The 24,073-nt window shown below is 60.6% G+C and carries 20 protein-coding genes and 2 tRNA genes; 17 read left to right on the top strand and 5 right to left on the bottom strand.

Annotation, left to right across the window (positions count from 1 at the left end; translation table 11 throughout):
- Positions 1–150 precede the first annotated feature (150 nt).
- The gene (locus ACR52_RS18650; protein ID WP_172681530.1) at positions 151–768 is read left to right on the top strand and encodes a trimeric intracellular cation channel family protein; all 618 of its coding nucleotides are present in this window, start codon (positions 151–153) and stop codon (positions 766–768) included.
- Here the strand turns inward: ACR52_RS18650 and queG are convergent.
- Positions 762–1,829: a tRNA epoxyqueuosine(34) reductase QueG gene (gene queG, locus ACR52_RS18645; RefSeq protein WP_048727576.1), complete on the bottom strand. Its 1,068-nt coding sequence runs from the start codon at positions 1,827–1,829 to the stop codon at positions 762–764. The two genes, ACR52_RS18650 and queG, sit on opposite strands and share 7 nt — an antisense overlap.
- A 63-nt stretch (positions 1,830–1,892) precedes the next feature.
- Here queG and ACR52_RS18640 point away from each other — a divergent pair, with 63 nt between their 5' ends.
- The 12 genes from ACR52_RS18640 to ACR52_RS18585 all read left to right on the top strand — a co-directional run bounded on the left by ACR52_RS18640 (position 1,893) and on the right by ACR52_RS18585 (position 16,237).
- Positions 1,893–2,753 (top strand): NAD(P)H-hydrate dehydratase, encoded by an 861-nt coding sequence (locus ACR52_RS18640; RefSeq protein ID WP_048727572.1) that lies wholly within the window; start codon positions 1,893–1,895, stop codon positions 2,751–2,753.
- On the top strand, positions 2,741–3,211 hold the full coding sequence (tsaE, locus tag ACR52_RS18635; protein ID WP_048727568.1) for a tRNA (adenosine(37)-N6)-threonylcarbamoyltransferase complex ATPase subunit type 1 TsaE: 471 nt from the start codon (positions 2,741–2,743) through the stop codon (positions 3,209–3,211). Before ACR52_RS18640 ends, tsaE begins: the two co-directional genes overlap by 13 nt.
- A gap of 15 nt (positions 3,212–3,226) precedes the next feature.
- Positions 3,227–4,648: an N-acetylmuramoyl-L-alanine amidase gene (locus tag ACR52_RS18630; RefSeq protein WP_048727565.1), complete on the top strand. Its 1,422-nt coding sequence runs from the start codon at positions 3,227–3,229 to the stop codon at positions 4,646–4,648.
- On the top strand, positions 4,648–6,561 hold the full coding sequence (mutL, locus tag ACR52_RS18625) for a DNA mismatch repair endonuclease MutL (RefSeq protein WP_048727562.1): 1,914 nt from the start codon (positions 4,648–4,650) through the stop codon (positions 6,559–6,561). Before ACR52_RS18630 ends, mutL begins: the two co-directional genes overlap by 1 nt.
- Complete coding sequence (gene miaA, locus ACR52_RS18620; RefSeq protein ID WP_048727558.1) at positions 6,561–7,532, top strand: tRNA (adenosine(37)-N6)-dimethylallyltransferase MiaA; 972 nt, start codon at positions 6,561–6,563, stop codon at positions 7,530–7,532. Before mutL ends, miaA begins: the two co-directional genes overlap by 1 nt.
- A 93-nt stretch (positions 7,533–7,625) precedes the next feature.
- The gene (hfq, locus tag ACR52_RS18615) at positions 7,626–7,886 is read left to right on the top strand and encodes an RNA chaperone Hfq (protein WP_003188059.1); all 261 of its coding nucleotides are present in this window, start codon (positions 7,626–7,628) and stop codon (positions 7,884–7,886) included.
- Positions 7,887–7,898: 12 nt separating this feature from the next.
- Complete coding sequence (hflX, locus tag ACR52_RS18610) at positions 7,899–9,200, top strand: ribosome rescue GTPase HflX (RefSeq protein ID WP_048727555.1); 1,302 nt, start codon at positions 7,899–7,901, stop codon at positions 9,198–9,200.
- 96 nt (positions 9,201–9,296) lie between these two features.
- Positions 9,297–10,472 (top strand): FtsH protease activity modulator HflK, encoded by a 1,176-nt coding sequence (hflK, locus tag ACR52_RS18605; RefSeq protein ID WP_048727552.1) that lies wholly within the window; start codon positions 9,297–9,299, stop codon positions 10,470–10,472.
- Entirely contained in the window at positions 10,472–11,338 is an 867-nt protein-coding gene (gene hflC, locus ACR52_RS18600; protein WP_048727549.1) for a protease modulator HflC, read from the top strand. The genes hflK and hflC overlap by 1 nt, the downstream gene beginning before the upstream one ends.
- 293 nt (positions 11,339–11,631) lie before the next feature.
- Positions 11,632–12,819 (top strand): ATP phosphoribosyltransferase regulatory subunit, encoded by a 1,188-nt coding sequence (locus ACR52_RS18595; protein WP_048727546.1) that lies wholly within the window; start codon positions 11,632–11,634, stop codon positions 12,817–12,819.
- A 54-nt stretch (positions 12,820–12,873) separates the two neighbouring features.
- Entirely contained in the window at positions 12,874–14,163 is a 1,290-nt protein-coding gene (locus ACR52_RS18590; RefSeq protein ID WP_048727542.1) for an adenylosuccinate synthase, read from the top strand.
- Between the two features lie 139 nt (positions 14,164–14,302).
- Positions 14,303–16,237, top strand: coding sequence for a methyl-accepting chemotaxis protein (locus ACR52_RS18585; RefSeq protein WP_048727539.1), 1,935 nt, complete (start codon positions 14,303–14,305; stop codon positions 16,235–16,237).
- Positions 16,238–16,329: 92 nt separating this feature from the next.
- On the opposite strand, the gene ACR52_RS18580 is transcribed toward ACR52_RS18585, so the two are convergent.
- From ACR52_RS18580 to ACR52_RS18565, 4 genes are all read right to left on the bottom strand, one after another.
- Positions 16,330–17,895: an ABC transporter permease gene (locus tag ACR52_RS18580; RefSeq protein WP_048727535.1), complete on the bottom strand. Its 1,566-nt coding sequence runs from the start codon at positions 17,893–17,895 to the stop codon at positions 16,330–16,332.
- On the bottom strand, positions 17,895–18,920 hold the full coding sequence (locus ACR52_RS18575; RefSeq protein ID WP_048727532.1) for an iron ABC transporter substrate-binding protein: 1,026 nt from the start codon (positions 18,918–18,920) through the stop codon (positions 17,895–17,897). Before ACR52_RS18575 ends, ACR52_RS18580 begins: the two co-directional genes overlap by 1 nt.
- A 181-nt stretch (positions 18,921–19,101) precedes the next feature.
- Positions 19,102–19,188, bottom strand: a tRNA-Leu gene (locus tag ACR52_RS18570).
- 177 nt (positions 19,189–19,365) lie between these two features.
- Positions 19,366–19,452, bottom strand: a tRNA-Leu gene (locus tag ACR52_RS18565).
- A gap of 224 nt (positions 19,453–19,676) precedes the next feature.
- On the opposite strand from ACR52_RS18565, the gene rnr reads away from it, so the two are divergent.
- The 4 genes from rnr (at position 19,677) to rpsR (ending at position 24,050) form a co-directional block, all read left to right on the top strand.
- Entirely contained in the window at positions 19,677–22,310 is a 2,634-nt protein-coding gene (gene rnr / locus ACR52_RS18560) for a ribonuclease R (RefSeq protein WP_048727529.1), read from the top strand.
- The gene (rlmB, locus tag ACR52_RS18555) at positions 22,307–23,062 is read left to right on the top strand and encodes a 23S rRNA (guanosine(2251)-2'-O)-methyltransferase RlmB (RefSeq protein ID WP_048727526.1); all 756 of its coding nucleotides are present in this window, start codon (positions 22,307–22,309) and stop codon (positions 23,060–23,062) included. Before rnr ends, rlmB begins: the two co-directional genes overlap by 4 nt.
- Positions 23,063–23,368: 306 nt before the next feature.
- The gene (gene rpsF, locus ACR52_RS18550; protein ID WP_048727524.1) at positions 23,369–23,791 is read left to right on the top strand and encodes a 30S ribosomal protein S6; all 423 of its coding nucleotides are present in this window, start codon (positions 23,369–23,371) and stop codon (positions 23,789–23,791) included.
- Between the two features lie 28 nt (positions 23,792–23,819).
- Positions 23,820–24,050: a 30S ribosomal protein S18 gene (gene rpsR, locus ACR52_RS18545; protein WP_002551829.1), complete on the top strand. Its 231-nt coding sequence runs from the start codon at positions 23,820–23,822 to the stop codon at positions 24,048–24,050.
- Positions 24,051–24,073 lie beyond the last annotated feature (23 nt).

The raw sequence follows: 24,073 nt of genomic DNA, 5'->3' as shown, positions 1-24,073 counted from the left end.
GCATTCCTCCAAAAAGATATAATTGTCCGGTTTTGGGGCTGCTGCGCAGCCCAACGCGGGGCAAGCCCGCTCGCCACAACAAGCGTGCTCGCCGCAATAAGGCCCGCTCGCCACAAAAGCCCGCTCGCCACAACTTTTGCAAGGATCGCCATCATGCTGCTGATGCTCTACCTCATCGCCATCACCGCCGAAGCCATGACTGGCGCGCTGTCGGCCGGCCGGCGCGGCATGGACTGGTTTGGCGTGGTGCTGATCGCCTGTGTGACGGCGTTGGGCGGGGGGTCGGTACGCGACGTGTTGCTCGGTCACTACCCGCTGACCTGGGTCAAACACCCGGAATACCTGGTGCTGACCTCCGTCGCTGCGTTGGTGACGATCTTTATTGCACCGCTGATGCGCCACCTGCGTTCGCTGTTTCTGGCGCTGGACGCTGTAGGCCTGGTGGCCTTCACCTTGATCGGCTGTATGACGGCCCTGGAAATGGGGCATGGCATGTTGGTGGCGTCGGTCAGCGGGGTGATTACCGGCGTCTTCGGAGGCATCCTGCGGGATATCTTTTGCAACGATATTCCGCTGATCTTCCGCCGTGAACTGTACGCCAGCGTGTCGTTCCTCGCCGCCTGGTTCTACTTGCTCTGCCTGTACCTGGAGCTGCCCAGCGAACAAGCGATCTTGCTGACCCTGTTCAGCGGCTTTTTACTGCGTCTGTTGGCGATCCGTTTTCACTGGGAGATGCCCAAGTTCGTCTACAACGACGACGTTCATTGACGCTCGGCGTGCTGGTTCAGCGCCCATTCCACATGTTCGCGCACAAGCTCTGACGGGTAATCCCGCCGCGCCTTCAAGGCTTCCAATACCGGAATGCTCGACGGCGCATTGCCCAGGCCCACTGCCAGGTTGCGTAACCAGCGCTCGTAACCGGCGCGGCGCAGGGGTGAGCCTTCGGTGCTGCTGAGGAATTTATCCTCGTCCCACATAAACAGTTCGGCCAGCTCTGCGTTATCCAGGTTGTGCCGTGGCTTGAAATCGCCCTCGGCGGTGGATCGAGCGAAACGATTCCACGGGCAAACGATCTGACAGTCATCGCAGCCAAATACCCGGTTGCCGATCAGCGAGCGCAGGTCTTCCGGGATCGCGGTTTTGAGTTCGATGGTCAGGTAGGAAATACAGCGGCGGGCATCCAGCACGTAAGGCCCGACGAAAGCATTGGTGGGGCAGATGTCCAGGCAGGCGGTGCAGCGGCCGCAGTGTTCGGTGCTGTGGGGCGGGTCCACCGGCAATGGCAAGTCGACAAACAGCTCGCTCAGGAAGAAGTAACTGCCGGCCTTGCGATTGAGCACCAGGGTGTTTTTGCCGATCCAGCCTAGTCCGGCCTGTTCGGCGATGGCTTTTTCCAGCACGGGCGCGCTGTCGACAAAGGCGCGAAAACCGAATGGCCCGATCTGCGCCTGAATGCGGTCCGCCAATTGCTGGACGCGCTTGCGGATCAGCTTGTGGTAGTCGCGGCCCAGAGCGTAGCGCGAGATGTAGGCTTTTTCTGGTTTGGCCAGGAGTTGCGCCATTTGGGTGTCGCCGGGCAGGTAGTCCATGCGCAGCGACACCACGCGCAAGGTGCCAGGGACCAGCTCATCAGGGTGCGAGCGCTTGCTGCCGTGGGCGCCCATGTACTCCATCTCGCCGTGGTAACCCGCGTCGAGCCAGCGTTGCAGGTGCTGTTCATGCTCGCCAAGGTCCAGGCCGCTGATGCCGACTTGTTGAAAACCCAGTTCGCGGCCCCAGTCTTTGATCGATTGGGCGAGGGCGGGCAGATCGGAGGTAATAGCAGGCATGAGACACGGGAAACCACAGGTTAGATGCGTATAATTCTGCCAGACATCGGAGCCTGAAGACGCATGCCGCAGACAAAACACGAAATAACCGACGTACAGACCTTGTTGCCCGGCCATTTGCCGCAACTGGCTGCACGTTCCCCGGACGCCCATAAGGGCCAATTCGGTCACCTGCTGGTCATCGGAGGCGATCGCGGCTTTGGCGGCGCTGCGCTGCTGAGTGCCGAAAGTGCCTTGCGCGGCGGTGCCGGCATGGTGTCCTTGGCGACCCGTGCCGAGCACGTGTCGGCCGCGCTGACTCGCCTGCCGGAAGTCATGACCCTCGGCGTGAGTTCGGCCAACCAGTTGATGGGGTTGCTGGAAAAAATCTCGGTCATCGTCATTGGTCCGGGCCTCGGTGATGCCTCCTGGGGCAAGAGCCTGTTATCCGTCGCCGCCAACGCCACGCAGCCGCAAGTCTGGGACGCCGATGCCTTGAATCAACTGGCGACAGGCAGCGTGAGCCTGCCGGCTAATTGCGTGATCACCCCACATCCGGGCGAAGCGGCTCGCTTGTTGGGCCTTTCGACAGCCGAGGTTCAGGCCGATCGTCTTAAGGTGGCGCGCGCGTTGAGTCAAAAATTCAATGCAGTGGCTATTCTCAAGGGGGCTGGCAGCTTGATCGCCAGCCCGGACGGGCGTGTTTCCCGTTGCGATCAGGGCCATCCGGCCATGGCGACAGCGGGGCTTGGCGATGTACTGGCCGGCCTGGTGGGCGCGCTGCTGGCCCAGGGGATGCTGGCCTATGACGCCAGTTGCCTGGCCGTGTGGTTGCACGCCACGGCGGGGGATCGCCAAGGCACTTTTGGTCGCGGGCTGGCCGCCAGTGACCTGATACCCGCCGTTCGTCAATTGCTGGAGGAACAGTCGCCGTGCCTGAAGTAAACCTTTTCCTGGCCGACGAAGACGCAATGGTTGCGTTCGGTCATCGTCTTGCACAGGTTACAGGCGGTGCGGGGCTTATCTTTCTCGAAGGCAACCTGGGGGCGGGCAAGACCACGCTGTCCCGTGGGATTATTCGCGGTCTTGGCCATGAAGGGGCGGTGAAAAGTCCAACCTTTACCCTGGTCGAACCCTACGAAATCGGTAAGGTGCGAGCTTTCCACTTTGACCTCTATCGCCTCGTCGACCCCGAAGAGCTGGAGTACATGGGTATCCGTGATTACTTCGACGAAGACGCGCTGTGCCTGATCGAGTGGCCAGATAAAGGAACAGGCTTTTTGCCAAAGCCGGACCTGACCATTACCATTACGCCGCATGAGCAAGGACGTCAGCTGAAGTTGTTGCCCCAGAGCGCGCGCGGTGAGTCGTGGTGCGCCGCTCTGGCATTGGAATTCAAATAATTGGTGGGGTTAGGTATGCGCTTTCGCGCGTTGGTTGCTGTCGTAGGGGTGTTGCTTGCGGCAATGACTGTCAATGCTCTGGCTGCTTCACAGGTGAAAAGTGTTCGCCTGTGGCGTGCGCCGGATAACACGCGACTGGTGTTCGACCTGTCTGGCCCGGTCCAGCACAGCGTCTTTACGCTGTCGGCGCCTGATCGCCTGGTGATCGATATCAATGGTGCAACCCTGGCCGCGCCGTTGAAAGTCTCCACCGCCAACACTCCGATTACCGCCATGCGCTCGGCCCAACGTACGCCGACCGACTTGCGGGTGGTCATCGACCTGAAAAAGGCGGTCACCCCAAAAAGCTTCTCCCTGGCGCCAAACGCTCAATACGGCAACCGGCTGGTGGTCGACCTGTTCGACAATGCCGCCGATGCCGCGCCGCCGCCTGCGCCAACTCCGAGTGTTGCGACCTTGCCGGCCGTACCGGTCAGCCCGTCGCAGCCTCAGGTCAAGCTGCCACCGCCGCCGCCGGCGCCAGCGGGCAAACGCGACATTATCGTGGTGATCGACGCCGGCCACGGCGGCGAAGACCCGGGTGCCTCGGGCTCACGCGGCCAGCACGAAAAAGACGTGGTCTTGGCCATCGCCCGTGAACTGCAGCGCCAGGTCAACGGCATGAAAGGCTATCGCGCCGAGCTGACGCGTACCGGCGACTACTTCATTCCGTTGCGCGGACGTACCGAAATAGCCCGCAAGAAGGGCGCCGACCTGTTCGTATCGATCCACGCCGACGCCGCCCCTTCGGCTGCCGCTTTCGGTGCCTCGGTATTTGCCCTGTCGGATCGTGGCGCCACGTCCGAGACCGCCCGTTGGCTCGCCGACAGTGAAAACCGTTCCGACTTGATCGGCGGGGCCGGCAACGTGTCCCTCGATGACAAAGACAAGATGCTCGCCGGCGTACTGCTCGACCTGTCGATGACCGCCTCGCTGACCTCCAGCTTGAACGTCGGCCAGAAAGTCCTGAGCAACATCGGCCGCGTGACCTCCCTGCACAAGCAGCGCGTGGAACAGGCCGGCTTCATGGTATTGAAATCGCCCGACATCCCATCGATCCTGGTGGAAACCGGCTTCATTTCCAACTCCAACGAAGCATCGAAGCTGGCCAGCGCCAGTCACCAGCAAGCCCTGGCGCGCTCCATCAGTGCCGGTGTACGCCAGTTCTTCCAGCAGAACCCGCCACCGGGCACCTACATCGCCTGGCTGCGTGACTCTGGCAAAATCGCCCAGGGCCCGCGTGATCATCGCGTGCAGCCCGGCGATACCCTGGCCATGCTGGCGGTACGTTTCCAGGTGTCGGCGGCTACCTTGCGCAGCGCCAACAACCTGAAAACCGACGAGTTGAAAGTCGGCCAGGTGTTGAACATTCCCGGCACTGAATTGGCGGCACAGTAATGAGCGAATCAGTCTTGAACAGCGGCTCGCGCATCGAACTGCTCAGTCCGCGCCTCGCCAACCAGATTGCGGCGGGTGAGGTCGTTGAGCGGCCGGCTTCGGTGATCAAGGAACTGCTGGAAAACAGTATCGACTCCGGCGCCAAGCGCATTGATGTGGACGTGGAGCAGGGCGGCGTCAAGCTGCTGCGGGTACGTGACGATGGCAGCGGCATCTCCTCGGATGACCTGCCGCTGGCCCTGGCCCGTCACGCCACCAGCAAGATTCGCGACCTGGAAGACCTTGAACGGGTGATGAGCCTGGGCTTTCGCGGTGAGGCCTTGGCCTCCATCAGCTCCGTGGCGAGACTGACCTTGACTTCGAGAACCCGTGAAGCGGATCAGGCCTGGCAAGTGGAAACCGAAGGCCGCGACATGGCGCCTCGGGTCCAGCCGGCTGCGCACCCGGTGGGCACCTCGGTGGAAGTGCGCGACCTGTTTTTCAACACCCCGGCGCGACGTAAATTCCTCAAGGCCGAAAAAACCGAATTCGATCACCTGCAAGAAGTCATCAAGCGCCTGGCGCTGGCGCGTTTCGACGTGGCCTTCCATTTGCGCCACAACGGCAAGACCATCCTCAGCCTGCACGAAGCCCATGATGACGCCGCGCGCGCTCGGCGTGTGGCGGCGATCTGCGGCGCGGGCTTTCTGGAGCAGGCGCTGCCGATCGAGATCGAGCGCAATGGCCTGCGGCTGTGGGGTTGGGTGGGTTTGCCGACCTTCTCGCGTAGCCAGGCTGACTTGCAGTACTTCTTTGTAAATGGCCGTGCGGTGCGCGACAAGCTGGTGGCCCACGCGGTGCGCCAAGCCTATCGCGATGTGCTGTTCAACGGGCGGCACCCGACGTTTGTGCTGTTTTTCGAGGTCGATCCCGCCGTGGTCGACGTCAACGTGCATCCGACCAAACACGAAGTGCGCTTCCGTGATGGGCGCATGGTGCATGACTTCCTCTATGGCACCTTGCACCGTGCCCTGGGCGATGTGCGCCCGGATGACCAACTGTCGGCGCCGATCGTTACGGCGATGGTCCGCCCAAGCGGCCCCGAAGCGGGTGAGTTCGGGCCCCAGGGTGAAATGAGCCTGGCGGCCAACCTGCTGCAATCGCCGCAACCGCAGCCGAGTTACACCGCGCCTGGCGCCGGTGCTGGTGCGGGGTATCAGTATCAATACACCCCGCGCCCGCAATCGGCCGTGCCGGTGGCCGAGGCCCAGGCGGCGTATCGTGAATTTTTTGCTCCGCTGCCGGGTGCCGAGCCGGGGGCTGTCGCCTTGCCGGAAGGTGGCGGTGACATCCCGCCGCTGGGCTATGCGCTGGCCCAACTCAAGGGCATCTACATCCTCGCGGAAAACGCCCATGGCCTGGTACTGGTGGACATGCACGCCGCTCACGAGCGGATCATGTACGAACGCCTGAAAATCGCCATGGCCAGCGAGGGCCTCAGTGGCCAGCCGTTGCTGGTGCCTGAGTCCCTGGCGGTCAGCCAGCGTGAGGCCGATTGCGCCGAAGAGCACCACAGCGTATTCCAGAAACTGGGCTTCGAATTGCAACGCCTGGGCCCGGAAACCCTGGCGATCCGCCAGATTCCTGCGCTGCTCAAGCAGGCTGAAGCAAACCGGCTGGTGGCTGACGTGCTGGCGGACTTGATGGAGTACGGCACCAGCGACCGCATCCAGGCGCACATCAACGAATTGCTCGGCACCATGGCCTGCCACGGCGCCATCCGCGCCAATCGCCGCCTGGCCCTGCCGGAAATGAACGGCCTGCTGCGTGACATGGAAAACACCGAGCGCAGCGGCCAGTGCAACCATGGCCGACCGACCTGGACCCAAATGGGCCTGGACGATCTGGACAAACTGTTCTTGCGCGGCCGTTGATGAGTGCCTTGCCCCCCGCGATCTTCCTGATGGGCCCAACGGCCGCAGGCAAGACCGACCTGGCCATCGAGCTGACCAAAGTGTTGCCGTGCGAGCTGATCAGCGTCGACTCTGCCCTGGTTTACCGGGACATGGACATCGGCACTGCCAAACCTTCCAGAGAGCTACTGGCGCAGTATCCGCACCGATTGATCGACATCATCGACCCGTCCGAGAGCTATTCCGCCGCAGATTTTCGCAACGACGCCCTGGCGGCCATGGCCGATATCACCGCGCGCGGCAAAATCCCCTTGCTGGTGGGCGGCACAATGCTCTACTACAAGGCTTTGCAGGAAGGGCTGGCCGATATGCCGCCCGCCGACGCCCAGGTGCGCGCCGAGCTTGAAGAGGAGGCTGCATGCCTTGGCTGGCAAGCCCTGCACGACCAGTTGGCAGCTGTGGATCCGGTGTCCGCCGCGCGCATTCACCCCAACGATCCCCAGCGGCTCACGCGAGCTCTTGAAGTCTGGCGCGTGAGTGGCCAGACCATGACCGAGCATCGGCAGCGACAATCTGCGCAAAGTGCTGACGCAGGCGCATCTGGACAGTCACAATTGCCCTATACTGTGGCGAATCTGGCCATCGCTCCGGCAAATCGCCAGGTGCTGCATGAACGAATTGCACAAAGATTCACAATTATGTTGGAACAGGGGTTTGTAGACGAGGTCGTAGCACTGCGTTCAAGAGGTGACCTGCATCCAGGTTTACCTTCGATACGTGCTGTAGGCTACCGCCAAGTCTGGGATCATCTGGATGGCAAGCTGACGTCAGCTGAGATGCAGGAGCGCGGCATCATTGCCACGCGCCAATTGGCGAAGCGCCAGTTCACCTGGCTGCGCAGCTGGAGCGATTTGCACTGGCTGGACAGCCTGGACAGCGACAATCTGTCACGCGCCTTGAAATACTTGGGAACGGTCTCCATATTGAGCTGAGTCCTTGCAATTGCCGTCTATCCTTGGGGGTGTGACGGCCATAAGATATCTATTTTCCGATTTTTATTATTGATCCTTAAAGGAGTGCGGCACATGTCAAAAGGGCATTCGCTACAAGACCCTTACTTGAATACTTTACGTAAAGAGAAAGTTGGGGTTTCCATCTATCTGGTCAACGGTATCAAACTGCAAGGCACGATCGAGTCGTTCGACCAGTTCGTGATCCTGCTGAAAAACACCGTCAGCCAGATGGTTTACAAGCACGCTATCTCGACAGTAGTTCCAGTTCGTCCAATCCGTCTGCCTAGCGCTGCCGGTGACGAACAGGGTGACGCTGAGCCAGGTAACGCCTGATAGGAGTCTCCTTTGTTCTTTGAGCGCCACGGTGGTGGTGAGCGAGTGATCCTCGTTCACTTGGATGGACAGGACCCTGAGGCGCGCGAAGATCCGCAGGAGTTTCAGGAGTTGGCAAATTCGGCCGGCGCCGAGACCGTTGCGTTTTTTAACGTACCGCGTCATCGGCCAACCGCCAAATTCCTGATCGGCAGCGGCAAGGTCGAGGAACTGCGCGACCTGGTCCACGCCGAAGAAGCCGATCTGGTGATCTTCAATCACACGCTCACGCCCAGTCAGGAACGCAACCTCGAACGTGTTTTCGAGTGTCGCGTAATCGACCGCACCGGCCTGATTCTCGATATTTTCGCCCAGCGCGCCCGTACCCATGAAGGCAAGCTCCAGGTAGAACTGGCCCAGCTTGACCACATGAGCACCCGGCTGGTTCGCGGCTGGACTCACCTTGAGCGTCAGGGTGGTGGTATCGGCATGCGTGGCCCGGGTGAAACCCAGCTGGAAACCGACCGGCGTTTGCTGCGGGTTCGCCTGCGACAGATCAAGGGCCGCCTGGAGAAAGTACGCAGCCAGCGCGAACAATCGCGCCGTGGCCGTATGCGCGCGGATATCCCTACCGTTTCCCTGGTGGGCTATACCAACGCCGGCAAATCCACGCTCTTCAATAACGTGACGAAATCGGACGTGTACGCGGCCGACCAACTGTTCGCCACGCTCGACCCGACCTTGCGCCGTCTGGAGATTGACGACCTGGGGCCGATCGTCCTGGCCGATACCGTGGGTTTCATTCGTCACTTGCCCCACAAGCTGGTTGAGGCATTCCGGTCTACGCTGGAAGAGTCGAGCAACTCCGACCTGCTGTTGCATGTGATCGATGCGGCTGAACCGGATCGCATGTTGCAAATTGAGCAGGTAATGGTGGTACTGGGCGAGATTGGTGCCCAGGACTTGCCGATCCTCGAGGTCTATAACAAACTCGATTTGCTTGAAGGCGTTGAGCCACAAATCCAGCGCGACGAAGACGGCAAGCCCCAGCGGGTCTGGCTGTCGGCGCGTGATGGCAGTGGCCTGGAGTTGCTCGAGCAAGCCATTGCCGAGCTGTTGGGCAGCGATTTGTTCGTGGGCACCTTGCGCTTGCCTCAGCGTTTTGCTCGACTGCGTGCACAGTTTTTCGAACTGGGTGCGGTACAGAAAGAAGAACACGACGAAGAAGGTGTCAGCTTGCTGGCCGTTCGATTGCCGCGCTCGGAGCTCAATCGGCTGGTCAGTCGTGAGGGCATTGTTCCGGCAGAGTTCATCGAACAACACACTTTGCAATAAAAGCCTGGGAAAGCGGTTGTGCCGCGATAGCAGGCATTCTGTAGCATTGGTCGGCGCGCCGTGGGTGCGTCTTTGCTTTATCAGATGGAGAGCGCTATGGCTTGGAATGAGCCGGGTGGCAACTCGAATAATCAGGATCCTTGGGGTGGTAAACGCCGCAATAATGGCGACCGCAAGGGGCCACCGGATCTCGACGAGGCCTTCCGAAAGCTGCAGGAAAGCCTGAATGGGTTGTTCGGTGGTGGAAAAAAACGCGGTGGTGATGAAGGTGGTCGCACAAGCAAGGGCGGCGGCTACGGCCTGCTGGGTCTGGGTCTTGTCGTGCTCGCGGCCGTCTGGCTGTACAGCGCGGTCTACGTGGTCGACGAGCAGGAGCAAGCCGTGGTGCTGCGCTTCGGCAAGTACTACGAGACTGTCGGTCCTGGCCTGAACATCTATTTCCCGCCGATCGACAAGAAGTACATGGAGAACGTCACGCGTGAGCGTGCCTACACCAAGCAGGGCCAGATGCTGACCGAAGACGAGAATATCGTCGAAGTGCCGCTGACCGTGCAGTACAAGATCAGCAACCTGCAGGACTACGTGCTGAACGTTGATCAGCCGGAAATCAGCCTGCAACACGCAACTGAAAGCGCCCTGCGCCACGTGGTGGGTTCTACCGCCATGGACCAGGTGCTGACCGAAGGTCGTGAATTGATGGCCAGCGAAATCAAGGAGCGCCTGCAACGGTTCCTCGATACGTATCGCACCGGTATTACCGTCACCCAGGTCAACGTACAGAACGCAGCCGCACCGCGCGAAGTGCAGGAAGCCTTTGATGACGTGATCCGTGCCCGTGAAGACGAGCAGCGTTCGCGCAACCAGGCTGAAACCTACGCCAACGGCGTCGTGCCGGAAGCCCGTGGTCAGGCCCAGCGTATCCTTGAAGATGCCAACGGTTACCGTGACGAAGTGGTCTCCCGTGCCAAGGGTGAGGCGGATCGCTTTACCAAACTGGTCGCTGAGTACCGCAAGGCGCCGGAAGTTACGCGTCAGCGTCTGTACCTGGACACCATGCAGGAAGTCTTCAGCAACACCAGCAAGGTTCTCGTGACCGGCAGCAAGGGTGGGCAGAACAACCTGCTGTACCTGCCGCTGGACAAGATGATCGAAGGTGGTCGTAGCAGCACCAGCGCACCGTCCACCAGTTCCAATGCCGCTGCCAACGAAGCGAGCGCCCGTGCGGCCGCTGACTTGCTGCAACAGCAAACACGTACCAGGGAGAGTCGTTGATGAGCAATAAATCGCTGACCGCCCTGATTGTGGGCGTCGTCGTGGTCATCGCTGCCTGGAACTGCTTCTACATCGTGGCTCAGACCGAGCGCGCGGTGTTGCTGCAATTCGGTCGCGTAGTCCAGGCGGATGTCCAGCCTGGCCTGCATGTGAAGGTCCCCTACGTTAACCAGGTGCGCAAGTTCGACGCTCGCCTGATGACCCTGGATGCACCGACGCAGCGCTTCCTGACCCTGGAAAAGAAAGCTGTGATGGTTGACGCCTACGCCAAGTGGCGCGTCAAGGACGCCGAGCGCTTCTACACCGCGACCTCCGGCCTCAAGCAGATTGCCGACGAGCGTTTGTCGCGCCGTCTGGAATCGGGCCTGCGTGACCAGTTTGGTAAGCGCACCCTGCACGAGGTGGTATCCGGTGAGCGTGATGCGCTGATGGCTGACATCACGCGTTCGTTGAATACAATGGCGGAAAAAGAGCTGGGCATTGAAGTGATCGATGTTCGGGTCAAGGCCATCGATCTGCCGAAGGAAGTGAACCGCAGCGTGTTCGAGCGTATGAGCACCGAACGTGAGCGTGAGGCTCGTGAGCACCGTGCCAAGGGTAACGAGTTGGCTGAGGGTATCCGTGCGGATGCCGACCGTCAGCGTCGTGTACTGCTGGCAGAAGCCTATCGCGAGTCTGAAGAGGCCCGTGGTGATGGCGATGCTCAAGCGGCGTCCATCTACTCCAAGGCCTACGGCCAGGACCAGGAGTTCTACGCGTTCTACCGTAGCCTGCGTGCCTACCGTGAAAGCTTCGCGAACAAAACCGACGTCATGGTGCTGGACCCAAGCAGCGACTTCTTCCGCTACCTGGAAAAGTCCAAGTAACAAGCCTGTGATTCTGTAGGTCTCACTCCGTCGGGCGGCTAAAACGCCTGGCGGGGTGATCCTTTCAGAAAACGGGTGTATGATGCGGCAGCCGGGAAATTCCCGGCTTTTTTGCGTCTGCATGTTTGATTCGGCAGGCGTGACAGGTTTTTCGAGGAAAGTGCCCGACGAGGCCGTTTGCAGGTCGTTCGTCACGTCGCTCTTGCGCGTGGTTTATGCAGGGGGCGGGTATTTTCTGCTTCACTCAAGGCTCGGCCGAGGGTTGGCCGCCCGGATCATAGGGGAATGGCGTAATGGCAACGGTAGACCGCTGGCTGCTGCCAGATGGCATCGAAGAAGTACTGCCACCAGAAGCTGCGCGCATTGAAGTAGCGCGTCGCCAGGTGTTGGATCTGTTCCAGAGCTGGGGTTACGAGTTTGTCGTGACCCCCCATATCGAGTACCTGGAATCCCTGCTGACCGGTGCGGGCCAGGACCTGGATCTGCGCACCTTCAAGGTCATCGACCCGCAATCGGGCCGGCAAATGGGGTTCCGTGCCGACATCACGCCGCAAGTGGCGCGCATCGATGCGCACACCCTGCGCCGCGAAGGCCCGAGCCGTCTGTGCTACGCCGGCAGCGTGCTGCATGCGCAGCCGCGCGCCTTGTCGTCTTCCCGTAGCCCGATCCAGTTGGGCGCCGAGTTGTACGGCGACGCCAGCCCGAGCAGCGACGTTGAAGTGATCAGCCTGATGCTGGCCATGCTGCAACTGGCCGATGTGCCGGATGTCCACATGGACCTGGGCCACGTTGGTATCTACCGTGGCCTGGCCCGCGCGGCTGGTTTGTCCGGTGAAGTGGAGCAACAGCTGTTCGATGCCCTGCAACGCAAGGCTATCGATGAAGTCATCGCGCTGACCGCAAACGTGCCTGCCGATCTGGCTGACATGCTGCGTGCGCTGGTGAACCTGTGCGGCGGTCGCGAAGTATTGGTGGCCGCGCGTGAGCGTCTGGCCAATGCGCCAGCGCCGGTATTGGCCGCTCTGGACGACGTGCTGGCGATTGCGGAGCGCTTGTCGGCGCGGTTCCCGGACTTGCCGCTGTATTTTGACCTGGGCGAGTTGCGCGGCTACCACTACCACACCGGTGTGGTGTTCGCGGTGTTTGTGCCGGGTGTTGGTCAGGCCATCGCTCAAGGCGGTCGTTATGACGATATCGGTGCCGACTTCGGTCGTGCACGTCCGGCGACTGGCTTTTCCACCGATTTGAAAACCCTGGTGACCCTGGGGCGTGCTGAGGTCGAGCTGCCGTCTGGTGGCATCTGGATGCCCGACAGTACGGACGCAGCACTCTGGCAGCAGGTTTGCCAGTTGCGCAGTGAGGGTCAGCGTGTCGTCCAGGCCTTGCCTGGGCAGCCATTGGCCGCCGCCAGTGACGCGGACTGCGACCGGCAATTGATTCTGCAGAACGGGCTTTGGCAAGTATCGCCACTGGCTTCTTGAGTTTTCCTGCCGGCCAATGCCGGCACCAAGTTTGCGCGAATGAGGACAAGTGTTATGGGTAAGAATGTCGTAGTCCTGGGCACCCAATGGGGTGATGAGGGCAAAGGCAAGATCGTTGATCTGCTGACCGAACATGCTGCCGCCGTAGTGCGCTACCAAGGCGGCCACAACGCTGGCCACACCCTGGTCATCGATGGCGAAAAAACCGTCTTGCACCTGATTCCGTCGGGCGTACTGCGCGAAGGCGTGCAGTGCCTGATCGGCAACGGCGTAGTGGTTGCACCGGATGCCCTGCTGCGCGAGATCACCAAGCTGGAAGAGAAAGGCGTACCGGTGCGTGAGCGCCTGCGTATCAGCCCGTCCTGCCCGCTGATCCTGTCCTTCCACGTTGCGCTGGACCAGGCCCGTGAAAAGGCCCGTGGCGAGCTGAAGATCGGCACCACCGGTCGCGGCATCGGCCCGGCCTACGAAGACAAGGTCGCGCGTCGTGGCCTGCGTGTTGGCGACCTGCTCAACATGCCGCGCTTTGAAGACAAACTGCGTGAACTGGTGGAATACCACAACTTCATGCTGGTGGGTTACTACAAAGAGCCAGCCATTGAATTCGACAAGACCCTGGCCGAATGCAAGGAATACGCTGAGCTGCTCAAGCCGCTGATGTTGGACGTGACTGCCGAGTTGCACGACCTGCGTCGCGCTGGCAAAGACATCATGTTCGAAGGCGCTCAAGGTTCGTTGCTGGACATCGACCACGGTACCTACCCGTACGTGACCAGTTCTAACACTACCGCTGGCGGCGTTGCTACCGGTTCGGGTGTTGGCCCTATGTTCCTGGACTACATCCTGGGCATCACCAAGGCTTACACCACTCGCGTAGGTTCGGGTCCATTCCCGACTGAGCTGTTCGACGAAGTCGGTGCACACCTGGCTAAACAAGGTCACGAGTTCGGCGCGACCACCGGCCGTGCTCGTCGTTGTGGCTGGTTCGATGCCGTCATCCTGCGTCGCGCTATCGATGTGAACAGCATTTCGGGCATCTGCCTGACCAAGCTGGACGTACTCGACGGTCTGGAAACCATCAATATCTGCGTCGGCTACAAAGATGCAGAAGGTAAGGACGTTGCTCCGACTGACGCTGACAGCTACGTGGGTCTGCACCCAGTGTACGAAGAAGTACCGGGCTGGACCGAGTCGACCGTGGGTGCCAAAACCCTGGAAGAGCTGCCAGCCAACGCGCGTGCTTACATCAAGCGTGTTGAAGAGCTGATCGGCGCGCCGATTGACATTATTTCGACGGGCCCGGATCGCAACGAGACCATCGTTCTGCGTCACCCGTTCGCTTAATAAGCTGTTGATGTAAAAAGCAAAGGGCTCCTTCGGGAGCCCTTTTTCGTATCAGTTCGCCAAGCGGCACGACCCTTGCTGTGTTTCTTTCTTTCGCGGTGCTATCAAAATAATGGCGCCTGTGGTGGAGGGATTCCCGATGTCTGCCGTTCTCTCATTGTTACAAAGTCGTCTATTGCGGCCGGTGTTCGTTACCCTAGGTATCGCTCTTTTGGTGCAAGTGCTGGTGGCGGTCGCTCTAACCCGGAGCACGGTCACGGCGCTGGAAGCTGATTTGGGCAATCGCCTGGGGATCGACAGCCAGAAACTGTCCGGCGAATTGGCCCAGGCCGGTAAGGAAGTCACCTCCAGCCTGGACAGCTTGTCCGCCAGCACCCGCCAGCGTCTGACAGCAGGGCTTTCCACGCGCCTGCAGGGAGAGCAGAAGCAACTGCGTGCGACCCTGGAAAAAGACCTGCAAGACTCCGCCAATGACATGGCGCAACTTCTGGCCTCGGTGGCGCCCCGCGCCATGTGGGACAGCGACGTGCCGACGCTGTCGGAGTTTGCCCGTCGCGCCCAGCGCAACCCCAATGTGTTGTTCGTGGTTTACGACGACGCTGCGGGCGAACATCTGACTCGCTATCTGAACCGGGAAAATCCGATCAACCAGGCACTGCTGGCAAAGGGCGCGGGTGATCGTGCCTTGGATAAAGTGCTGGATGCGGCCAAGAACGACCCTTCCGTGTACTACGTCGAAGCGTCTATCAGCCCCAACGGGGTAGAGATCGGCAAAGTCCGCATGGGCGTCTCGACTGCCTCGGTAGAGGCCGATCTGCAAGCGCTGGATAAGCGTTTTGCAGCTCTGATCGCCAGCGGTGATCAGTTGGTCGCAGACAGCATCAAAGGCGCAGCGGCCGATAGCGCGGCCGCCATGGGCGCTCGCTTGCAGTCGGCGCAAGCCACTGCGACCCAGATGACCGCCAACACCACCGGCGCTGTGCAGGAAGCGGCAGGTACTTTGCGCTGGCGCATCGGCATGGGGCTCGCGGTGGTTGGCTTCGGCGTGTTGCTGTTGATCGCCGTGGTGCTGGGGCGCCGTGTGGTCAATCGCCTGAAGCTGTTGATTGCAGCTATGGATGATCTGGCGGCGGGCGATGGCGACCTCACCAAGCGCGTGCAAATCAGCAGCAGGGACGAAATCGGCGACATGGCCTCAGCGGTCAACCGCTTTGTGGATAAGTTGCAGCCCATCGTGCGCGAAGCGGGCGATGTGGCCCAGCGTACGGGCGTGGAAATCGGCGCCATGACTTTGCGCAATGCCGGTGCCGATGCGGCGGCTGGTTTGCAGCGTGATGAGGTGGCCGAGAGCTTGCGCGCACTGTCGCAAATGGCCGACGAAGCCCAGGCTGAAAGCCATGCCATGCAAGCCGCGCTGCAGCAGGTGGTGGATATTCGTCAGGCCACTGATGAGAACTCACGCACTTCGGCCGAAGTCGGCAGCTTGATCGAAGCGTTGGCGGGGCAGGTGCAGGCCGGTTCCAAGGTCATCGAGCGCCTGGCCCAGCAGAGCGAGCAGATCGAAGTGGTGCTGACGGTGATCCACGGCATCGCCGAGCAAACCAATTTGCTGGCCCTCAACGCCGCGATCGAAGCTGCGCGTGCCGGCGAGACCGGGCGCGGCTTTGCAGTGGTGGCGGACGAAGTGCGTGCACTGGCCAGCAAGACCCAAAGCTCTACCGGCGATATCCAGGCGCATATCGTGGCGTTGCAGCAAGGTGCGCGCGAGGCGGTGGAGACCATCGGCAAAGCCGGTCGTCAAGCCAGCGAAGGTTTGCTGGTGTTACGCGACAGCGTGCGCTTGCAGCAGACGGTGCAGGCTTCGGTGGAGCAAGTGCATGCGGCGATTGGCCTGGCCACTCGCGCGGCCGAGCACCAGGCGCAGGGCGCACATGCGGTGCGTGGGCGGGTCGAGGTGATACATGCCCAGGCCGAGCGTGCCGCGCAGGCGGTGGTGGAGACTACGGCCAGTGGCAAGGTGCTGGATGGGTTGGCCGCGCAGTTGAAGGCGAGTTTGGGGCAGTTCCGGGCCTGATGTCGTCTGTTCCGCCGTCATCGGGAGCAAGCCCCCTCCCACATTTGGAGCGCATTCCAAAATGTGCGAGGGGGCTTGCTCCCGATAGCGGTTCAGCGGCTCAGATACATCCGAGTCGTCAGTAGATATACCGGCAACCCCGACACCAGAATCAACAACGCCGCATAGGGCGCCGCTGCCGCGAATTCTACATTCGAGGTATGCGCCCACACCGCCGTCGCCAAAGTGTTTAACCCGGTCGGACTGAGCAGCAAGGTCGCCGTCAACTCCTTCATGGCATCGAGAAATACCAGCGCAAACGCCGCACCCAATGCCGGGAAGATAATCGGCAAGGTCACCCGGCAAAACGCACTGAACGACGATGCACCGAGCGTGCGCGCGGCCTCTTCCAGCTGCGGCGCGGCCTTGTTCAAGGCCGTACGAATCGGCGCCTGGGCCAGCGGTAAAAACAACAGCGCATAAGCGATCAGCAACAACGCCGACGTCTGATACAGCGCCGGCACGTAATGCAGCGCGAAATACACCAGCGTCAACGCAATCACCAGGCCGGGCAGGGCGTGCAGCAGGTACGGCAGGCGCTCGGCCCAGATCGCCAGCTGGCCTTTGTAGCGCACCACCAGCAACCCGACCGGCACCGCCAGCATCAGGCAAAGTGCTGCTCCACCAAGGGACAGCGCCAGGGAGGACAGCAGCGCCTCGCTGATCTCGGCCACCGGAAACGCCGCCGAAGAACCCACCGCCAACCAATACCCGAGCATGCCCAGCGGAATGCCGCTGCCGATGCTCGCCAGCGCCAGGCAATACAGCTGCCCCAGCGGCGCCCACTTGCCCAGCGCCACCTGTTCGGCATGCCGCGCCGCGCCCTGGCCGATGCGTACGTGTCGGCCCTTGCCGCGCACGCGCAACTCCAGCCACAGCAGCGTCAGGCACATCACCAGCAACACCGCTGACAGCATCGCGGCGTTGGCATTGCTGAATTCCAGTTCGAATTGCTGGTAGATCGCCGTGGTGAAGGTTTGCAGGCCGATGATCGACAGTGCGCCGAACTCCACCAGCATATGCAGCGCGATCAACAGCGCCCCGGCCAGCAGCGATGGCCACAGCAACGGCAAGGTAATCCGGAAAAATACACCCCAGCGATTCAGCCCCAGGGTACGGGCGGACTCCTCAAGGGAAGGATCGAGATTACGCAGGGTCGCCGCCACCGGCAGGAACACCAGCGGGTATTTGGACAGGGTCATCACCAGGATCGCCCCGCCGAGCCCTTCGAAATTGGCGCTCAGCGACACCCAGGTAAAGCTGCTGACAAACGCCGGAACGGCGAACGGCAGGCACAGGATCACGCCCCAGATGCGCCGCCCCGGCAGGTTGCTGCGTTCCAGCAGCCAAGCCAGGGACAGGCCGATCACCCCGCACGCCACCGTCACGCCGACCATCAGCGCGAGGGTGTTGCGCAGCAGCCCAAAGACGTAGGGCCGCCACAGCAGATGCACCGCCTCCGCCCAGCCGGCTTGCCAGGCTTTGAGCCCGACATACACCAGTGGCAGCAGGCTCAGGCCCACCAGAAGCAGGACGGGTAGCAACAGCCAGATCGACGGGCGTTTGCGTCGCGGGCTGAAACCCCCGCGAAGGGCGGGGGCGGGTAGCGATGGGTTCATCAGTTCAAGCCAACGTCACGTTCCAGGTCCAGGGCTTCTTCGGCATTGCCCAGGTCGGCGGGCGTGACTTTCGGAGGTTGCAGCTCGCTGAAAGGCTTGAGGCCGCGGTTGGATTCCATGCCCTTGCGCAGCGGGTATTCGGCCGAGGTATTGGTGATCACGCGCTGGCCTTCTTCACTGGTCATGAATGCCAGCAGTTGTTGGGCTTCTTTCGGGTGTTTACTGGATTTCAGTGCTGCAGCGGAAGACACGGTGATCAGTCCGCCCGCATCACCATTGGTGAAGTAATGCAGCTGGGAATCCAGATTGGTTTTTTCCTTTTTCAGGGCAAACCAGTAGTAGTTGTTCACCAGGACGGTGGCCACTTCGCCGTTTTCCACGGCCTTGAGGGCCACCATGTTGTTGCTGTAGACCTTGCCAAAGGCGCGCAGGCCGGTCAGCCATTCTTCAGCGGCTTCGCGGCCATGCAGCTTGATGATTGCCACGGCTTGTTCCTGGAAGGCACCGCTGGTAGGTACGAAGCCGACTTTGCCTTGCCATTCGGGGCCGGCGAAATCGAGTACCGACTTGGGCAGGTCTTTTTCAGCGATCAATTTCGGGTTGAAGGCCACGACGCGAGTGCGCGCGGTTACGCCCATCCAGTCGCCCTTGCTGCCGACGTAGTCCTTGGGCAGTACGTCGAGGGTGCTGGCGTCGATCTTCGCCAGCAAGCCTTGCTCGCCGAGTTTGTTCAGTGGCGGCGATTCTTCGGTGTAGATCACGTCGGCAGGAGAGCGGTCGCCTTCTTCGACAACCTGGCTGGCGAGCTGGTTGCTGCTGCCTTTGCGCACGTTGACGTGAATGCCGGTCTTGGCTTCGAAGGCCTTGGCGAGCTCATCGCCGACTTCTTTGTGTTGGCCGTTATACAAGGTCAGGGGCGCCTTGTCGGCGGAATAGGCGGCGGGTGAGAGCAGGGTCAGGCCGAGTAGAGTGATGGAAAGGCCACGCAGAAGGGATGTCTTGAGACGGGTATCGCGGATCATCATCCGAAGTTTTCCTCGCTTAAGTGCAACAAATCATTGCCGATTTATAGGGGGAGGATAAACGATAAAGCTTCTCAAGTGAGGCTGAGGCGGGAATCGAGGCCGAAGTTTTCAAACGTCAGAAACGCAAAAACCCGCTTTCGCGGGTTTTGGGAGGCTCAAGGTTGAACCTTGAGTTTCAAATTGGTGCCCAGAAGAAGACTCGAACTTCCACGACCTTGCGGTCACCAGCACCTGAAGCTGGCGTGTCTACCAATTTCACCATCTGGGCATTATCAGCAACGTTGCCGCTGTTGATGGGCGAACTATACGGAGGCCTTTTTGATCTGTAAACCCCTGATTCAAAAATATAAATCAAGTTTTCTTTTAAAAATCAAAGGCATGAAACGCAAAAACCCGCTTTCGCGGGTTTTTGTGAGACTCAAGGTAAAAACCTCAAGTTTTGAATTGGTGCCCAGAAGAAGACTCGAACTTCCACGACCTTGCGGTCACCAGCACCTGAAGCTGGCGTGTCTACCAATTTCACCATCTGGGCAGTATCTTGGACGTTGCCGTCGTCGATGGCGCGCACTATACGGAGAGGGCTTTTGGCTGTAAACCCCTGGAATGAAAAAAGCCTGGAAAATTTCGCCAATGGTCGTGCAAGGTGCTTTCCGGCGGCTGTAAAGGGCTTTTAACGGCTTGTTGATGCCTGAAATTTCCCGTTTCAATACGCGTATGCCAAACTAACCCGCATATAGACAAGGTGAAAACTCTCTAATGGCCGATTGGCAGTCCCTCGATCCCGAGGCCGCTCGTGAAGCGGAAAAATATGAAAACCCTATTCCTAGCCGTGAACTGATCCTGGCGCACCTCGCCGATCGGGGTTCGCCTGCTAGCCGCGAGCAGCTGGTTGAAGAATTCGGTCTGACCACCGAAGACCAGCTCGAAGCCCTGCGCCGCCGTTTGCGTGCCATGGAGCGCGATGCTCAACTGATCTACACCCGCCGTGGCACCTACGCGCCCGTGGACAAGCTCGACCTGATCCTTGGCCGCATCGCCGGCCACCGTGACGGTTTCGGCTTCCTGATCCCGGATGATGGCAGTGACGACCTGTTCATGAGCCCGGCGCAAATGCGCCTGGTATTCGATGGTGACCGGGCTCTGGCCCGCGTTTCCGGCCTGGACCGTCGTGGTCGCCGTGAAGGCGTGATCGTCGAAGTGGTGTCGCGTGCCCATGAGTCCATCGTCGGTCGTTACTTCGAAGAAGGCGGCATCGGCTTTGTGATTCCGGATAACCCGAAGGTCCAGCAGGAAGTGCTGGTGACCCCGGGTCGCAATGGCGCCGCCAAGGTCGGTCAGTTCGTCGAGGTGAAAATCACCCACTGGCCAACCCCGCGCTTCCAGCCGCAGGGCGATATCGTTGAAGTAGTCGGCAACTACATGGCGCCGGGCATGGAAATCGATGTTGCATTGCGCACCTACGATATTCCCCACGTCTGGCCAGAGGCCGTGCTCAAAGAAGCCGCCAAGCTGAAGCCGGAAGTTGAAGAGAAAGACAAAGAAAAACGCATCGACCTGCGCCATCTGCCGTTCGTCACCATTGACGGCGAAGATGCTCGCGACTTCGATGACGCGGTCTACTGCGAAGCCAAGCCCGGCAAACTGCGCCTGTTCTCCGGCGGCTGGAAGTTGTTCGTCGCGATTGCCGACGTGTCCAGCTACGTGAAGATTGGCTCGGCCCTGGACAACGAAGCCCAGGTGCGCGGCAACTCGGTGTACTTCCCTGAGCGCGTGATCCCGATGCTGCCTGAGCAGCTATCCAACGGCCTGTGCTCCCTGAACCCGAAAGTCGACCGTTTGGCCATGGTGTGCGAGATGACTATCTCGAAAACCGGCGAAATGACCGACTACCAGTTCTACGAAGCGGTGATTCACTCCCAGGCCCGCCTGACCTACAACAAGGTCAGTACCATCCTGGAGCAGCCGAAAACCACCGAGGCCAAAGCCCTGCGCGGTGAGTACGGCCATGTCGTGCCGCACCTCAAGCAGCTTTACGCCTTGTACAAGGTGTTGCTGGGCGCACGCCATGTGCGTGGCGCGATCGATTTTGAAACCCAGGAAACCCGGATTGTCTTCGGTTCCGAGCGCAAGATCGCCGCAATCACCCCGACGACCCGTAACGATGCGCACAAGCTGATCGAGGAGTGCATGCTGGCGGCCAACGTGGCTACCGCTGAATTCCTGAAAAAGCACGAAATTCCTGCGCTGTACCGGGTGCACGACGGCCCGCCGCCGGAGCGTCTGGAAAAACTTCGCGCGTTCCTCGGTGAGCTCGGCCTGTCCCTGCACAAAGGCAAGGACGGCCCGACGCCGAAGGATTACCAGGCCTTGCTGGCCAGCATCAAGGACCGTCCGGATTACCATGTGATCCAGACCGTGATGCTGCGCTCCTTGAGCCAGGCGGTGTACAGCGCTGACAACCAGGGCCACTTTGGCCTGAATTACGAGGCGTACACCCATTTCACCTCGCCAATTCGCCGTTACCCGGACCTGCTCACGCACCGGGCGATCCGCAGTGTGATCCATTCCAAGCAGAACACCCCGCACGTCAAGCGCGCCGGTGCGATGACCATTCCGAAGGCGCGGATCTATCCGTACGACGAACCGGCCCTGGAACAGTTGGGCGAGCAGTGCTCCATGAGCGAGCGCCGCGCCGACGAAGCCACCCGCGACGTCGTGAACTGGCTCAAGTGCGAGTTCATGAAGGACCGCGTGGGCGAGTCGTTCCCGGGCGTGATCACTGCCGTGACCGGTTTTGGCCTGTTTGTCGAGCTGACCGATATCTACGTCGAGGGCCTGGTGCACGTCACCGCCTTGCCGGGCGACTACTACCACTTCGACCCTGTGCATCACCGCCTGGCGGGCGAGCGCACCGGTCGCAGCTTCCGCTTGGGCGACACGGTGGAAGTGCAGGTCATGCGCGTCGACCTTGACGAGCGCAAGATCGACTTCGGCATGCCTGACAAGCCCGTCGAACCGACTGGCCGTAAAAAACGTGGCAGCGAAACCGCAGCGCCGGCCAGCAAAGGCAAGAGCGCTCCCGCGAAAGCGGCCGTTGCCGAGCCTGCCCCGGCCAAGGCCGGGCGTCGTCCTGCTGCCAAGGACAAGGCGCCGGAAGCCTACCGCCCGAGCGATGCGGCGGCAAAAAACGCCGAGCTGCGCAAAAGCCGCGAGTTGAAGCAGCAGTTGCTCAGCGAAGCCAAAAGTGGTGGTAAAGCGGCGTCTGGGGGAAAGTCCCAAGGGGCGGAAAAACCGTCGAGCAAGCCCAGTAAACACCGGAAAGGCCCGCCAAAAGCGGGTTCGGCCCCCGCGAAAAGCGGCGGGTCGCGCAAACCTAAGGCCAAGTCATGAGTCTGGAAAAAATCTACGGCGTGCACGCCGTAGAAGCATTGCTGCGTCATCACCCGAAACGCGTCAAGCAAGTGTGGCTGGCGGAAGGTCGCAGCGAGCCACGCGTGCAAGCGCTGGTCGAGCTGGCCAACCAGAATAAAGTTGCCATCGGCCAGGCCGAACGTCGCGAGATGGATGTTTGGGTCGAGGGCGTTCACCAGGGCGTGGTAGCGGACGTAAGCCCGAGCCAGGTCTGGGGCGAAGCGATGCTCGACGAGCTGCTCGATCGTACCGAAGGCGCACCGCTGTTGCTGGTGCTCGACGGCGTGACCGACCCGCACAACCTTGGCGCCTGCCTGCGTTCGGCGGATGCTGCCGGTGCGTTGGCGGTGATTGTGCCTAAAGACAAATCGGCCACGTTGACGCCGGTCGTGCGTAAAGTTGCCTGCGGGGCTGCGGAAGTGATTCCATTGGTCGCCGTGACCAACCTGGCGCGCACCCTGGAAAAGCTCCAGCAGCGCGGCCTGTGGGTCGTGGGCACGGCGGGCGAGGCTGAGGTCAGCATTTATGACCAGGACCTCACCGGGCCGACCATCCTGATCATGGGTGCTGAAGGCAAAGGCATGCGTCGCCTGACGCGTGAGCATTGTGATTACCTGGTGCACCTGCCGATGGCCGGTAGCGTCAGCAGCCTCAACGTGTCGGTTGCCACCGGTGTGTGCCTGTTCGAAGCCCGGCGCCAGCGTGGCGTCAAGGCCAAGACCAAGAAGTAGCCCGGCCTGGCGCAGGTCAGAATGTGGGAGGGGGCTTGCTCCCGATAGCGGTGGATCAGTTACAGATGATGTGACTGACCTACCGCAATCGGGAGCAAGCCCCCTCCCACATTTGTTTTGTGGTGTTTACAAGATTGTTCAAATAATCACCAATCACCTTGCGCCCTTTCTCCCCCTTCTCTACAATTGCGCCCCTTGCCTTCCTGGCAGGCACTGATGTGCCTCCCTGCGGCAAGATCCATAAGTGTCATTCACTCCTTGTCTGACCGTTTTTGAGCGGCAGGCTACAACCCGTAAGGAGCATTCATGCGTCATTACGAAATCATCTTTTTGGTCCACCCGGATCAAAGCGAGCAAGTCGGCGGCATGGTAGAGCGTTACACCAAGCTGATCGAAGAAGACGGCGGCAAAATCCACCGTCTGGAAGATTGGGGCCGTCGTCAACTGGCCTACGCAATCAACAATGTTCACAAGGCTCACTACGTGATGCTGAACGTTGAGTGCACTGGCAAGGCTCTGTCCGAGCTGGAAGACAACTTCCGCTACAACGATGCAGTGATCCGTAACCTGGTCATCCGTCGCGAAGAAGCCGTTATCGGCCAATCCGAGATGCTCAAGGCTGAAGAAAACCGCAGTGAGCGCCGTGAGCGTCGCGACCGTCCTGAGCACGAAGGCGCTGAAAGCGCTGATAGTGATGACAGCGACAACAGCGATAACGCTGACGAGTAATCCACGGACCTTTTAAGGAGCCTATCAAATGGCACGTTTCTTCCGTCGTCGTAAATTCTGCCGCTTCACCGCTGAAGACGTGAAAGAGATCGATTACAAAGATCTCAACACTCTGAAAGCCTACGTATCCGAGACCGGCAAAATCGTTCCAAGCCGTATCACCGGTACCAAAGCACGTTATCAGCGTCAGCTGGCCACCGCTATCAAGCGCGCCCGCTTCCTGGCCCTGCTGGCCTACACCGACAGCCACGGCCGCTGAGACCGGGCAGTCGACAAGTAGTA

The sequence above is a fragment of the Pseudomonas fildesensis genome (assembly GCF_001050345.1).
Lineage (GTDB): Bacteria > Pseudomonadota > Gammaproteobacteria > Pseudomonadales > Pseudomonadaceae > Aquipseudomonas > Aquipseudomonas fildesensis.
The sequence above is the reverse complement of the archived record's forward strand: the minus strand, read 5'-3'. Positions and strand labels throughout refer to the sequence as shown.

Coding starts and splice junctions, on each gene's coding strand:
- mutL (WP_048727562.1), top strand. CDS start 4,648: ATGAGCGAATCAGTCTTGAACAGCGGCTCGCGCATCGAACTGCTCAGT.
- rpsR (WP_002551829.1), top strand. CDS start 23,820: ATGGCACGTTTCTTCCGTCGTCGTAAATTCTGCCGCTTCACCGCTGAA.
- hfq (WP_003188059.1), top strand. CDS start 7,626: ATGTCAAAAGGGCATTCGCTACAAGACCCTTACTTGAATACTTTACGT.
- rlmB (WP_048727526.1), top strand. CDS start 22,307: ATGAGTCTGGAAAAAATCTACGGCGTGCACGCCGTAGAAGCATTGCTG.
- ACR52_RS18595 (WP_048727546.1), top strand. CDS start 11,632: ATGGCAACGGTAGACCGCTGGCTGCTGCCAGATGGCATCGAAGAAGTA.
- miaA (WP_048727558.1), top strand. CDS start 6,561: ATGAGTGCCTTGCCCCCCGCGATCTTCCTGATGGGCCCAACGGCCGCA.
- ACR52_RS18575 (WP_048727532.1), bottom strand. CDS start 18,920: ATGATGATCCGCGATACCCGTCTCAAGACATCCCTTCTGCGTGGCCTT.
- ACR52_RS18590 (WP_048727542.1), top strand. CDS start 12,874: ATGGGTAAGAATGTCGTAGTCCTGGGCACCCAATGGGGTGATGAGGGC.
- rpsF (WP_048727524.1), top strand. CDS start 23,369: ATGCGTCATTACGAAATCATCTTTTTGGTCCACCCGGATCAAAGCGAG.
- queG (WP_048727576.1), bottom strand. CDS start 1,829: ATGCCTGCTATTACCTCCGATCTGCCCGCCCTCGCCCAATCGATCAAA.
- ACR52_RS18585 (WP_048727539.1), top strand. CDS start 14,303: ATGTCTGCCGTTCTCTCATTGTTACAAAGTCGTCTATTGCGGCCGGTG.
- hflK (WP_048727552.1), top strand. CDS start 9,297: ATGGCTTGGAATGAGCCGGGTGGCAACTCGAATAATCAGGATCCTTGG.
- ACR52_RS18630 (WP_048727565.1), top strand. CDS start 3,227: ATGCGCTTTCGCGCGTTGGTTGCTGTCGTAGGGGTGTTGCTTGCGGCA.
- hflC (WP_048727549.1), top strand. CDS start 10,472: ATGAGCAATAAATCGCTGACCGCCCTGATTGTGGGCGTCGTCGTGGTC.
- ACR52_RS18640 (WP_048727572.1), top strand. CDS start 1,893: ATGCCGCAGACAAAACACGAAATAACCGACGTACAGACCTTGTTGCCC.
- ACR52_RS18580 (WP_048727535.1), bottom strand. CDS start 17,895: ATGAACCCATCGCTACCCGCCCCCGCCCTTCGCGGGGGTTTCAGCCCG.
- rnr (WP_048727529.1), top strand. CDS start 19,677: ATGGCCGATTGGCAGTCCCTCGATCCCGAGGCCGCTCGTGAAGCGGAA.